Genomic DNA, 13,033 nt, shown 5'->3' on the forward strand with positions numbered 1-13,033 from the left:
CTTAGTTCACTTCCAGCTTTTCACGATTGCGATCCAGAATCGCCTTGCCAATCCCCTTCACTTCCAGCAACTCATCCACCGACGCGAACGGCCCATTAGTATCGCGATACGCAACAATCGCCTGCGCCTTGGCCTCCCCCACACCCGCCAACTCCTTCTGCAACGTCGCCGCATCCGCGCCATTGAGATCGACTTTGGCAGTCTGAGAAGGAGCAGCTGCATCCATCAGCAAAGGAGCCTTCGTCGTCTCCGAAGGAGTTACGGGAGCCGCAATCGCAGCGATAGAGGCGCTGGTGAGGAAAGCAAAGATCAGCGAGTAGATATAACCGGTACGCATAAGTGACGCTCCATCATCGTTTTAGAAAGCAGCTTTTCCCAAGCTGCTCTCCAAACGTAGGTCATGATGGTGGGAAGTCAAAAATGCGAGCGTTACAGGATGTGAAACAATCAGGGCTCAAGACGACGTTGCTGGTAGATCCAGTCAACGATTTCGCCATCGGGGGTGTAGCCGGAGACGGTTTCGCGCAGGAGTTGGCGGACGCGGGTGTAATCATCGCGCTCAACTGCCACGAGCAATTCGCTCAGCTTGCCCTTCAGAACGTCCCACGTCAGATGATCTTCACTGGCCGTCATGATCATCGGGTGTTGAGTGGCGGCCACGTTATCGCCAATCAAGAGCTCCTCGTAGAGCTTTTCGCCCGGCCGAAGCCCGGTGAATTCGATGGAGATATCGCCTTGAGGATTACGCTCTGATCGAATGCTAAGTCCGGAAAGATGAATCATTTTCTCCGCCAGCTCGACAATTTTCACAGGCTCACCCATGTCCAGCACAAATACGTCACCGCCCTGCCCCATGGAACCTGCCTGGATAACCAATTGAGCGGCTTCTGGAATGGTCATGAAATAACGGGTGATTTTCGGGTGCGTGACGGTCAACGGGCCGCCGGATTTGATCTGACTGTGGAACAACGGGATAACCGATCCCGAGGATCCCAGGACATTTCCAAAACGGACCATGGTAAACCGGGTCTTGTTAACGCGCGACACGTTGGCACTGTCGCCAAACAATACTGGCGCGGTCTCTCGACTTAGAGCCTGCAGCGCCATCTCTGCAAGGCGCTTGGTGCTGCCCATGATATTTGTAGGGCGCACGGCTTTATCGGTCGAAATTAGTACGAAGTTCGATACACCGGACTGCAAAGCGGCCTGCGCTGTATTAAGCGTACCGATAACGTTGTTGAGCACACCTTCAGCAATATTGTGTTCAACCATGGGCACGTGTTTATAGGCCGCCGCGTGATAAACGGTATCGACTTTCCAGGTTTTCATCACGTCCAACAGCTTGTCCTGGTGGCGGATGGAACCGAGGATGGGCAATAGACGCACCGGAACAGCCTGTCTGTTAACACGTTGTTCAAGCTCGGAAAGAATGCTGTAGAGGTTGAACTCACTGTGCTCGAACAGGACGAGCGTGGTCGGTCCCAAGGTGAAAATCTGCCGGCAGAGTTCTGAACCGATCGAACCACCCGCCCCCGTAACCATCACGACTTTGCCGCTTATACAGCGCGCCAGCAGATCGGCCTGGGCCGGCACTGCGTCACGGCCCAGCAAGTCGGCGATATCCACTTCCTGGATATCTTCAACCTTGACCCGACCGCTGGCAAGATCGGTGAAATTCGGAACACTGCGTACATGAAGCGGGAATCCCTCAAGCAGGTTGAGAATTTCCCGGCGCCTGGCGCGGGTCGACGACGGCAGCGCGAGGAGTATCTCCTGGGCCCCAGTCACATCGATCATCTGCTGAATTTGCTTGGGTTTATAGACCTGAAGCCCGGAAATCGAGCGGTCGGAAATGCCCGGATCGTCATCGATGAACGCCACCGGACGCATGACGCGGCCCATCCGCAGAGCGGCAACCAGTTGATTACCGGCAACGCCGGCACCGTATACGGCGACCTTGGTCAAACCGTCATCACGACTGGTAAACGGTACGTGCTGCGCGGCAGTGAACCAGTCGCCCATGAAAAACTGGCGCATGCAAAGGCGCAAACCGCCAATGATCATCATGCTCAACCACCAGTAGTTGAAGATGATCGAGCGCGGCACCACAGCTTCGTGATTGCTGTACCAGTAGACGACCACCGCGAGAATCAGCGAGGACAGACTGACCGCTTTGACAATGGCAATCAGGGCATCGTTACCGAAGTAACGCATCACGGCCCGGTACATGCCGAAGCGAATAAAGAGGGGAATAGCGATAAGGGGAGCGAAAACGAAGAGCCAGATATGGGCTTTCAAGGGGTTGTACATATCGTCTATGCCCAAACGCACGATAAACGACAACCAGAGGGCAACCCACACCAATACGACGTCAGTAGCCACCTGCAGCAAACGTTTTTGCTTACGAGGCAAGCCCAGCAAGACAGCCCGTACTTTATCCATTCACCCGTTCGAGCACGTGGCTCCCTCCTTACCAAGTCGACCCGCATTGTAACCTCAATGCTTGCGGCTTCATCTGAATAATCGGCTTTAAAAAGGTGAATTCGTTCTCGGAGTAAACGTGGTGACCCTATAGAATTTACCCCCGCCTTTTCGCAACCCCTAACCAACCAAGGAATCAATCAGACAATGATCCCAGTAGTGGTACTCGGCGACTCTCACGCATCGGTCTTCAACTCTGAAACGCTTAGACTGCTGCTCCCCGAATACACGTTCGAAGTCACTTCAGTCGGAGGGGCGACTGTTTCCGGATTGAAAAATCCAAACGCTGTCACTCAGGCCATGCCGCAGTTCACTGCGGCGTTGGAGGCGTCAACGGCCAACACGGTGATCGTAATGCTAGGCGAGGTCGATACCGGTTTTGTGATTTGGCATCGAGCGCAAAAATACGGCAATGAGGTATCGCAAATGTTGCAACTGGCCGTTGACAACTACCAGAAACTGCTTGAGGACATTAAACAGACTCACCATGTGGTTTGTATCAGCACCCCCCTTCCGACCATACGAGATGGAATGGACTGGGGAGAAGTTGCGAACTTGCGTAAAGAGGTGACAGCCACGCTTGCCGAAAGGACCCGCTTGACTATTGAATTCAATAAACTGATGGAGATCTTTTGCGCTCGTCAGGGAATAAGTCATATCAATATGGACAGCCTATCGATGGACGACTCCGGATGCCTCAAGGAATCCCTTAGAAACTCCGACCCCAGCGACCATCACTACGACCTTTCGGCCCATGCGCGAATGATCGCACCGTTGCTGATTCCAGTGCTCGAACGTTATTCGAACCCGGATCAGTCAAGCGGTGTATCCCGGCCTGCCGAAAAACGACACGAAGCGATCAAGCCAACATTTTTGAGTAGACTGGTGGACCGCATTTTCCGCGCCAAGTGAGGCGCTCCTGTTAGCCGTTGTTCCAAACGCCTTGTGGAAAACCCTTGCGAATGTAATCGGCAAATGGATCGCTGCCCGGTATCTCGACACCGTGCCATTCGAGATATACATCGGGCTTGAAGTCCGAGCGAGGCGATTGTGGATTTATGCCGCTGGCCCACGACCGGACATACTGCCGCACATCTTGCTCAGTATTTAGGAGCAAGCCAGAGCCAGAAATCAATTCAACATCCCGCCTTTCCTGCTCGGCACGCGTTGCAGCTTTAACGCCGATAGATTCAAGCTCCGCGACGTACCTGTCCATATCAAAGTAGATTTTGGACGCTGCATTGCTTTTGTTGATTGCTTCCTCATACAAGTTCGCGGAGGCAGCCAATGCGAAGATCTTTTGCACGGCACTGTTAACGTCGAGATAATCCGCAATGCAGGAATCGCGCAGTCCACTAAATGCAAGGAAATCAGATATGCCCGTAGCCTTATCAAAGCAGAGCACCGGCAATCGCGAATCAAACGCATCGATAGCGACGTTTGGCAAGGGATCCAATCGAGACGAGATAAACAACAGATCAGCCTCCTCATACGCCGTTGCAATTGCAGAAGTTTCGTCAAGCATCACGAAGCGGTCTGCTAGGCCCGAACGCTTAATCTGATCGGCGAGATATACGGAGTAGCCATCTTCTACATCCGGATTGAAGCCTTTGCCAACCCAGACAAAACGAAACTTCTCTCCTCCGGGGGAAAGCATGGTTTTTATTGCGCACTGAATGAATATGTCAACGCCTTTTCGAAAGTTGACGTAGCCAGCGCCGAGGACAACGAATTTCCTTTCAGTATCGCTGGCAGGTCGGATTTTGCTGCGCAGGTAATGGGACTCCAATTGTTCCTCGTCTTGATCAATCACAGTGACAGGAAGCACGCAATGACCCTGAGGGATAATATGAGCGGTCAACGGCTTGAGGGCCGGACATGAGTCCTTAGCACTTTCCCAAGTAATATTCGCGGAAAATACCACGTCGCTGGACCACAACGTGGCGTCAGAAAATAGCGCCGCGGAATTGGGGTATGCAGATGCGAACTCATGGATTAATGGAATGGCAGGTACGAAATGCCTAGCTAATGGCTCCAGAACCACGCGGCATTCCATGCTGTTGACCAACGCAAATTTGAAATTGAAATCGCTGCACAGCTTATCAATGGCGAACTTGGTATAGGGAACATTGTTTTTCAGTCGTGGACTTGCCATGGTCGCAACGGCTGCGTCTTCGAAGTCATCAAGCAGCGAGCCATTGCCGAGCAAAAGAGCAACTACGTTGTAGCTGGTGGATAAACGCTTCACCAGATTTAGAGCAAGTATCGGCGCACCTGATCGAGATGCTTCATGGCTAACGACCATGACCGTCTCTCGCCCAGGATCGAAGCTGCGACTGCCGGATTTCGTAATTTTCGGCAGCGTCACTATTCGCCAGCTTTCCTGAAAACCATAGTCCAGATAATGGGCAATCGGATCGATAGCCGTGCCGAGATCGGGGTTCATTTTCAAATAAAGCGCAGGATCAAAATTCTCTGGTAGCCTGCTCAAATCGTAATTAGTCGGAACGACCGAGCACGGCTCTATTTCGACTTCGACAGTAATAGCTGGCTCACCGGGTGCCTCTGGTTCGCTAACGTGTTGCTGGGACAACACGGGGGCATCTGGCTCGCTAACGTGTTGCTGGGGCAATCCGGAAGTCTCAAAGCTTTCTGATCGTGGAGCAAAGAGCTTGGAGAGCTTCGAGAAAAAACTATTGCGAGCCAAAATCCATTCCTTCTAATTGAGCAGCTTCAAGAGTCGAGTACTTCTAATCGTCGAGTGAGAGGTCAATATTTTCAAGCCTCCCATACGTTTCGTACAAAAATCTCACCAAACTGAAACGTTCATACGCCAGGTGATTTTTTGATCAATGAGACAGTGAGCATTCTACTGATCGGGTAGCGCATGATACACATCCTGGCTAGTTTTCCGACATCTGCGGAGTAAGGGTATTGCCGCGGGCCGCAAGGAGCGCTGAATTGCTTGGCCTCCACCCGTGTTTCCAGCGTTACTCAATTTCCCCGGCCCTATACCTGACCGCCAGCCAGACAATCGGCGCATAGGCAACATTCAGCGCCAGCAAGCCATCCAGGTTCAAATAGCTCACGCACAACGCAATGGGCAACAGCCAGAACAAGTTGATCAGCCCCACCGCGACAGTCACAGGCAGGTGCTTGCCAAACTGTCTGGACGCGAATTGATAGGCGTGGCTGCGATGCGGCTCGTGCACCTTATCGCCGCGCAATAATCGACGCATCAAGGTCAATGTTGCATCAACAATGAATACGCCAAGCAGTATCAGCCAGACCCACAGCAAATCAGGATCAGTCCATGCAGCCTGAAGCGACAATACTCCCAATATGATACCGAGGAAGCCACTGCCTGCATCCCCCATGAAAATCTTAGCCGGAGGAAAGTTCCAGAACAAAAAGCCTGCAGCGCATACTGCCAGTAAAGCAGGTGGCCACAAAAGGTACGGGAAACCCGCAAGCCAGTAAATCAAACAAGCCCCAACGCAAGTAGTGACGGTTTCGACGCCAGCAATACCGTCAATACCATCCATGAAGTTGTAAAGATTAAGCATCCACACCAAATAAAACAGCGCTAGGAAGTGCCCAATCCATCCTGAATCAATGCTGATGCCCGCGATCTCCAGCGGCGGTAGTCCGCCGATCCAGTAGACGCTCCAGGCCGCTGCAATAAAATGCGCCAAGAGGCGCCAGCGGGCCGCGATGTGACCGTGATCATCCAGAAAGCCGATAACCGCCGTGATACCGCCCGCACCGACCAGAGCAATCAAAGCAACTTTTGTCGTCAAACCGACAGCAAACAACATGCATACTGCGAAGATAAAAGTCAGAACGATGGCGACACCTCCACCACGAGGTGTAGGCGTCGTATGCGAGCTGCGCTGATTGGGGATATCAATCAAGCTACGTGATATAGCATAACGGCGCAACAAACCTGTCAGTACGAAAGACAGGAAAGCGACTACCAGAACCAGCCACCACTCATTCATTTTCTTTGAGCATCCAGAAATGGTTTTACTGTGGCGTCCAGAGCACGCGGAAAACTTACCGGTGGAACCCAGCCCAGCAAACGTTGATTTTTACTGATATCGACTTCAAGCGAACCAAAGATGCGCTGGGCGACGGCCTTTCTACCCAAGAGCTTTGCAGCAGCACTCATCAGGCTTACCGGCAACGGTAATAGCATGGAGCGTTTGTTCAGCGCAGCAGACAGACTACGTAAAAGCTCAGTTGTCGAAACATCATGACCATCGCTGACCAGAAAAGTCTGATTGGCCGCGGCGGGATGCGCCAAACACTTCTCAATGAAATCGATAAGGTTATCCAGGCAGACCAGGCTTCGCTTGTTATGTACCGCACCAAATGGCAGAGGCACTGAGCGTCGCAGCCAGCGGATCATGCTGAGGAAGTTGGCTTTGACACCCGCACCATAAACCAGCACGGGGCGAATGATGACCACCTCCATCCCGTTGCTCGTTGCGAGCGCTTTCAATCCCGTCTCAGCCTCTAGTTTGGAAATCCCGTAAGGATCAACAGGAGCCGGAACGTCATCTGCGGTAAACGGGACTCCAGGCGGCGTAGATTCACCATTGACCTTTATCGAGCTGATGTAGATGAAGCGCTTCACGCCTGCATTCGCGGCCTGTCGGGCCAGATTTAGAGTCGCATCTACATTGACCCGCCGAAATTCGGCCAAAGGGTCAACGGCAGCTTCATCCATGACGTGAACCCGTGCAGCCGAATGTACAACCACATCGACCTGCTCAAGCGCATCTTGCCAATCAACATCGGCATTCAAATCCGCAAACAGGAAACGTCGAATGGATTGGGGGAGACTGGCGCATTCTTTGCGCAACGCGGCAATCAAGGTGTACTGCCCGCAAGATTCAAGGTGCCGCAGCAAGGCCCCGCCTAAAAATCCTGAACCGCCGGTAACCAGCACCGTTTCAACTTTCATTGGTTTGGCTCGGTAATGAATTGACGCTGGATATGCATCACGACTATTGACCATCAACTAGCCAGAACAAAACCCGCCCTGCCGCAAACAGCGAGGCCAGACAATACTCCAGAGGAAACAGTGTTATTTGCAAGGACGATACCCGTGACGCGCATCAACGCGGTATGAATCAACCGATTTTCGCAGCAATCCGCCGAGCCAGATCACGCGCATAACGCCTGAGCTCCGGAACAGCTGTTGCTTCCCAATATTGCGCCTTGAGCATCGGCCCGACATAACTCAGCCAACTCACGGGGTCTCCTTGGGCATCCTGAACGGACAACGCCTCATCCACGCAAATTCCCAGGCCGAGCGTGTCCAATCGAATCAGCCCCGCCTGACGCAGTTGACTGATCAAACGATCATCGACTCGGGCGAGGTTGGAGTTCGGCCCTGTGCAATTGATGATATGCGAAACCTCCAGCGATTCTATCGTTGCCGTGCCACGCACTCCGACCTGGACACGCAAACCGTTGGGCAGCGCTTCGATATCCTGGATTCTTCCGGCCACAGGTTTCAACCGGCCCTGCGCCATTTGCGCGGAAAACGCTGCATACGATGCCGGGGCAACCCTGTGTCGATGGGCATCCCAATACACTTGGACGTGACGCAGGAAACGTCGACGTTCGGTCTCGTTCAGACGCGTCCATAGTTGCGCGGTGATTGGACGCACCGCGGCAACTACATCGCGCCAATCGACGCCATCCTTCGCAGCAACCCGAACCAATGAACGCATATGGCGCAAATAGCTTCGCACTGTCGGATCAGAAGCCAGCAGGCTTTGAACTACATCACCCGCGATGCTATCGACGTGCCCCGAAGTCCGATGCGGCAGTGGCTGAACACCTCGCCGTGAAAGCATGTACACCGGCCCGGTATGCCCTTGCTGATCCAGGGTCAGCGCCACATCCAGCGCAGTCAACCCTGCGCCCAACAAAAGAACGGGAGCCCGAGGATCGATCGGCACCTCGATTTCCCCCGACCACGGATCAGCCAGATAACGTCCGACGGCACGAGGAATTGAGGTGATAACCGGGTTGAACGGTGAGAAATTGCCGAACGCGAGTATCACATGATCGGCCAATATTTCCCGGCCGTCAGCGATACGTATACGGGCTTTTGCTTTATCCGCTTCGATGCCGTGGGCCTCGGTCGTGATCCGTTCGAAACTGACACCATCGCGGCAATGATGTTCAGCCTCCGCGAGCAGTCCCGAGAGGTATTCACCGTAGAGCTTGCGGGGAACGAAAGAACCCGACGAAGTACCCGGCAGGCGAGTCTCGCAAAAACGCAGAAAATGATCCGGCTGATCAATCAGCGCCGTCATGTTTCCCGCCGGCACATTCAGCAAGTGCCGCGAACTGTTGGTTCCATACGCAAGACCACGGGCCATCTCACCGGAACGATTGAGCAACACCACTCGAGTGCCAGGCTTGCAGACCTGAAGGAAGTGAACGGCGGTTACCGCGCCACTGAATCCGGCACCAATGATGACCAGCGTCTTCAACGTTCGCCCCGTCCGTCCAGGTACTGCATGATTTTCGCGACAGACGCGGACACATCCTCTTCAAGGGTATTGATCGTGATATCCGGGCTCAGTGGAGGCTCATACAACGAGTCGATTCCGGTGAAGTTCTTGATCATTCCCGAGCGGGCCTTTCCGTACAGACCTTTCGGATCGCGACGCTCACACTCTGGCAACGGCGTACTGATGTAAACCTCGACGAAGAACTCATCACCGATTACCTGGCGGGCCAATTCACGGTCGAGCCGGAACGGCGAAATAAAGGCGCTGACGACAATCAGGCCAGCGTCAACGAACAATTTGCCCACTTCAGCAATGCGGCGGATATTTTCCGTCCGATCATGATCGTTGAAACCCAGATCCCTGCAAAGACCGAGACGCATGTTGTCCCCGTCCAGTAAATAGGTATGGCGATTACACTCAACCAGTGCCTGCTCAAGAGCGTTGGCGATCGTCGACTTGCCAGCACCGCTAAGCCCAGTGAACCAAAGAACCACGGGGCGCTGCTGTTTGAGAGCGCTGCGCTGCTCCCGATCGACAACCATCTGATGAGCGACAAGATTTTCCGTCATCGAAACTACACCGCAGTTATATAAACATTGACTTAATTGAGGCTTTCAACGCTGAAAGAAAAATCGCTTTGCGAGCATTGAACCCAAGTTCGTGATTAGGCGTGAAGAATAGACCCAGCGTCCGCCCGCGCCAAGGAAAACCTGGACACTGGACCAGTAGTCGACATTCTTATTTGGTTAAATTCCATTTCTGTAACAACTCGTTCACATAAACAGAAACAGATTTTGGAGGTGTGGAATTCGATGACAGTTTCGCCAACAAATCCTCCTCGGCCAGTAGTCTTTTCAATGCGCTTTCAAGGCCGGACACGCTGCCTGGTTCAAACAGCAGTCCATTGAAATCGTGCGTTACGGCTTCAGCGATGCCAGGCACATTGGAGGCCACAACCGGACAGCCGGCAGCCTGCGCTGAATAAACGACCAATGGCGTATTTTCATTCCAGACGGATGGAACTACCAATGCGTCCATTCCACCCAGCACAGTGAATATGTCTTCGTTGGCGAAGGTGTCACAAAACTCTACCGCTTCATTGCCACCGGCCAGTCGATGCAAACCGGCCACATAGTCCGGAAAGTCCGTCTGCTTGCCGTAAATTCTCAACTGTAGATCGCGAGCAGGAAAACGCTGCAGGGCCTCAAGAAGCACATGACAGCCTTTGTGCGAGGCGAGCGTGCCAATGAATCCCAGGACCAAGGGACGATCACGCCGTGCTCGATCTCGCACCACGACTGACTGCTCGAGATTGATGCCATAGGACGACCTGACCACTATGTCTGACCGCACACCATTGCGCGTCAACAGTGTTTCGATCATCTGGTTCGGCGCGATGATGCCCTGCAGAAGATTCAGCCGCCGGACATTCTGCGCAAGGCGACCGTTCAACGCTCGCACTTCACGCACCACCGAACCTGCCGATACCGGCAACGAACGAACAATGCGCACGACCCTATCGCTAATAACGTCCGGCACCGCTGTCATCAGTTTGCCGATGCGCTGAGGTAGCTGACTGGCAGCGAAATGCACGACACAATTGCCCGCTTCCTTGCTTGGCCCCGCGCAGGTCCGACCACCACAACGCAGCAACTGCCCGGTAGGACAAATACTCCAGAAGTCCGTAGGCGTGTAAAACGCAGGAACACCGGCAGCGACCGCTTTCTCGATCAGGCCGGTGCCAAGACGATTGAGGTGAAAGAAATGCACAACATTCGGCTTGAACTCTTCAAGCAAATGCTCGAAAAAATCAGCCGCCAGATGATTGTCATAACCGATCTCGATCTTTGAAGTCTGATCGCCCATGGGCACATAGGCGTGCCGGAAGCGATCAACTGGAATCGATTCGTAATGATATTGATCGAAGCGCTCAGGGTCGGCGAGCGCCTCGGTTGTCGGAAACCCCGTAAAGATCCTGACCTCATGGCCAAACGACTTCAGCACGCGGGCGACGGACAGGGTCAGAACCTCAGTTCCCGCAGAAAACTCGGGAAAAAACTGATGAACAGTGAGCAGGATCCTCATGCGCAACCAACACTGGCACCGTGCAGACGGTAACTCACCCGGCCACCCTCACTTCTGCAGTTCGTTCTTGGCCCACTCGAACGTTCGCACGATCCCTTCCTGCATCGACACTTTGGGCGTCCAGCCCAGTTCATTCCTCGCCAGATCATTGCTAAGCACACTGACTGGCACGTCGAAAGAACGTCCAGGCTTGTAGTTCCTGGCAACCGGCTCACCGCTGACCGCTTCGATCATCGACATCAGACTGTTCAGGCTGGTACCCACGCCAGAACTGATATTGAAGACGCTGGCATCGCCCGAGTAAGTCGCCGCTTGGGCAAAGGCCTCTGCCACATCACTGACATGCAGGAAATCGCGCTCGACACTGCCATCGCCCCAGATCTCGATAGGCAAGCCCTTGAGAACATTATGGATGAACACGCCCACAGCACCCTGCGCAGTTTCTACGCGCTGACGCTCCCCATAAGGATTGGCAACTCGCAAAACAACCGGCTTGATGCCATACAGATGGTTGTACATCTGCAGGTATTTCTCGATGGTCAGCTTGGTGATGCCATAAGAAACTTCTGGATCTGTCGGATGTTTTTCGTCGATAGGAAGGTATTTCGGGGCACCATAAACCGTGCCACCGGAAGAGATGAAAACGATCCTGTTAACCTTGTGCTCGACCATTGCATTGAGCAATTGCAGACTTGCAACCACATTGCTTTGCACATCGTAAACCGGGTCTTCATTCGAGCTTTTCGGCAGCGTCGTGGAGACCAGGTGAAAGACGACATCTGCACCCTCCACTGCCTTGCTTATGTCGCTGGTGGACGACAAATCACCTGTCATCCACTCTACGGATTCGTGAGGCAAAAACTTACGATACTCGACTACACGAGGGCGTTCAAAAACTCGAATGGAATGGCCATCCAATAACAAACGGTCAACAATAGTGGAGCCAATAAATCCGCCGCCACCAAATACTGTAATTTTCATAAAAACTCTCGACTGACATCGAAAACAAAGATTGAAAAAATTGACATAAATCAGCCAACAAAAATGACAAAAAAATTAACACAAACGCGACAAAGCGTCAAGAAACCAGCGCTTTCAACTTTCGAGTAATCTTTTTGATCCACGGCTTATTCAGTAAGTATTCGGCAAATGGATACCGCCGAACTTTTGAAATTAACAAGCGTAGAATCGCCGCCTTGGTTGGCCCTTCGGTCTGTGCTTCGTTTGTCAGACAATGCGTAGAGTAGAGATAGTCAAGATAAGTCGTCACCCGGCGATTTTCCAAGGCCATCGTTGCCAGCTCTCTCGCGAGCCCGGCCGGGAGAAAAGGTTGTGGAGACTGAGCCCTGTTGGCTTGAGCCTCATCGAGTATTTGTGACCACTGACGGTTCGTGGCTGCAGCAGTGTAATGCGCTTCGATCAACTGTCGGCACGCTTGCGCCTTTCGCATGCGCATCCCTGCATCGTTGGAAAGTTCCTGCAATATGCCAACATAGCGGCTAACCTCATTTTCACCGTGTGGCACCAGATAACCGGTCGCCCCCCTCACCAACTCATCCTGCCCACCGACATCCGCCACTACCGGCACAACTCCTGCAGCCATCGATTCAAGGAGAGCGACCGAGATCCCCTCATATTCCGAAGGCATCAGCAGTACATCGGAAATTGCCAGTAATGCAAGCCACTCCGCATGCGGCTTCGCGCCTAAAACATGCACGTGCGCGCCCAAGCCATATTGCTCGATGAATGCCTCGAACGCAGGCCGCAACTCGCCTTCACCGATAACCAGTGCATTGAAGCGAGTGCCGGCGTGCTTCAATCCGTTGAGGATCTCCGCCAGCTTCAGCGGTCGCTTCTGGTCACACATTCGACCCGCAAAAACTATGGTAATCGCCTGCTCATCCAGCCCCAGAGCACGTTGTTTCTTAGCT

The 13,033-nt window shown here is 53.2% G+C and carries 11 protein-coding genes; 1 reads left to right on the top strand and 10 read right to left on the bottom strand.

The window, feature by feature from the left end:
• Window position 1: 1 nt before the first annotated feature.
• Entirely contained in the window at window positions 2-337 is a 336-nt protein-coding gene (locus J5M66_RS18085; protein WP_207807760.1) for a helix-hairpin-helix domain-containing protein, read from the bottom strand.
• Between the two features lie 110 nt (window positions 338-447).
• Window positions 448-2,442 carry a nucleoside-diphosphate sugar epimerase/dehydratase gene (locus J5M66_RS18090; protein WP_207807761.1) on the bottom strand — a complete coding sequence of 665 codons (1,995 nt, stop codon included), beginning with the start codon at window positions 2,440-2,442 and terminating at the stop codon, window positions 448-450.
• Between the two features lie 186 nt (window positions 2,443-2,628).
• Here J5M66_RS18090 and J5M66_RS18095 point away from each other — a divergent pair, with 186 nt between their 5' ends.
• A complete protein-coding gene (locus J5M66_RS18095; protein WP_207807762.1) occupies window positions 2,629-3,393 on the top strand; it encodes an SGNH/GDSL hydrolase family protein in 765 nt (254 codons plus the stop codon).
• Between the two features lie 10 nt (window positions 3,394-3,403).
• Here J5M66_RS18095 and J5M66_RS18100 read toward each other — a convergent pair whose 3' ends face one another.
• From J5M66_RS18100 to J5M66_RS18135, 8 genes are all read right to left on the bottom strand, one after another.
• Window positions 3,404-5,188 carry a glycosyltransferase gene (locus J5M66_RS18100; protein ID WP_243432943.1) on the bottom strand — a complete coding sequence of 595 codons (1,785 nt, stop codon included), beginning with the start codon at window positions 5,186-5,188 and terminating at the stop codon, window positions 3,404-3,406.
• Window positions 5,189-5,471: 283 nt separating this feature from the next.
• Complete coding sequence (locus J5M66_RS18105) at window positions 5,472-6,482, bottom strand: glycosyltransferase family 4 protein (RefSeq protein WP_207807763.1); 1,011 nt, start codon at window positions 6,480-6,482, stop codon at window positions 5,472-5,474.
• Window positions 6,479-7,450 (bottom strand): SDR family oxidoreductase, encoded by a 972-nt coding sequence (locus tag J5M66_RS18110; RefSeq protein WP_207807764.1) that lies wholly within the window; start codon window positions 7,448-7,450, stop codon window positions 6,479-6,481. The genes J5M66_RS18105 and J5M66_RS18110 overlap by 4 nt, the downstream gene beginning before the upstream one ends.
• A 169-nt stretch (window positions 7,451-7,619) precedes the next feature.
• Window positions 7,620-8,996, bottom strand: a complete 1,377-nt coding sequence (locus J5M66_RS18115; RefSeq protein WP_207807765.1) for an FAD/NAD(P)-binding protein — start codon at window positions 8,994-8,996, stop codon at window positions 7,620-7,622.
• Window positions 8,993-9,586, bottom strand: coding sequence for an adenylyl-sulfate kinase (gene cysC, locus J5M66_RS18120; RefSeq protein WP_207807766.1), 594 nt, complete (start codon window positions 9,584-9,586; stop codon window positions 8,993-8,995). Before cysC ends, J5M66_RS18115 begins: the two co-directional genes overlap by 4 nt.
• 169 nt (window positions 9,587-9,755) lie before the next feature.
• Entirely contained in the window at window positions 9,756-11,102 is a 1,347-nt protein-coding gene (locus J5M66_RS18125) for a glycosyltransferase (RefSeq protein WP_207807767.1), read from the bottom strand.
• A gap of 48 nt (window positions 11,103-11,150) precedes the next feature.
• A complete protein-coding gene (locus J5M66_RS18130) occupies window positions 11,151-12,083 on the bottom strand; it encodes an NAD-dependent epimerase/dehydratase family protein (protein WP_207807768.1) in 933 nt (310 codons plus the stop codon).
• Window positions 12,084-12,180: 97 nt separating this feature from the next.
• A partial coding sequence (locus J5M66_RS18135) for a glycosyltransferase family 4 protein (protein ID WP_207817494.1) occupies window positions 12,181-13,033 on the bottom strand: 853 nt, incomplete at its 5' end.

This window comes from Pseudomonas sp. 67(2021) (genome assembly GCF_017491835.1).
Classification (GTDB): Bacteria; Pseudomonadota; Gammaproteobacteria; order Pseudomonadales; family Pseudomonadaceae; genus Aquipseudomonas; species Aquipseudomonas atacamensis.

Coding starts and splice junctions, on each gene's coding strand:
- J5M66_RS18085 (WP_207807760.1), bottom strand. CDS start 337: ATGCGTACCGGTTATATCTACTCGCTGATCTTTGCTTTCCTCACCAGC.
- J5M66_RS18090 (WP_207807761.1), bottom strand. CDS start 2,442: ATGGATAAAGTACGGGCTGTCTTGCTGGGCTTGCCTCGTAAGCAAAAA.
- J5M66_RS18095 (WP_207807762.1), top strand. CDS start 2,629: ATGATCCCAGTAGTGGTACTCGGCGACTCTCACGCATCGGTCTTCAAC.
- J5M66_RS18105 (WP_207807763.1), bottom strand. CDS start 6,482: ATGAATGAGTGGTGGCTGGTTCTGGTAGTCGCTTTCCTGTCTTTCGTA.
- J5M66_RS18110 (WP_207807764.1), bottom strand. CDS start 7,450: ATGAAAGTTGAAACGGTGCTGGTTACCGGCGGTTCAGGATTTTTAGGC.
- cysC (WP_207807766.1), bottom strand. CDS start 9,586: ATGACGGAAAATCTTGTCGCTCATCAGATGGTTGTCGATCGGGAGCAG.
- J5M66_RS18125 (WP_207807767.1), bottom strand. CDS start 11,102: ATGAGGATCCTGCTCACTGTTCATCAGTTTTTTCCCGAGTTTTCTGCG.
- J5M66_RS18130 (WP_207807768.1), bottom strand. CDS start 12,083: ATGAAAATTACAGTATTTGGTGGCGGCGGATTTATTGGCTCCACTATT.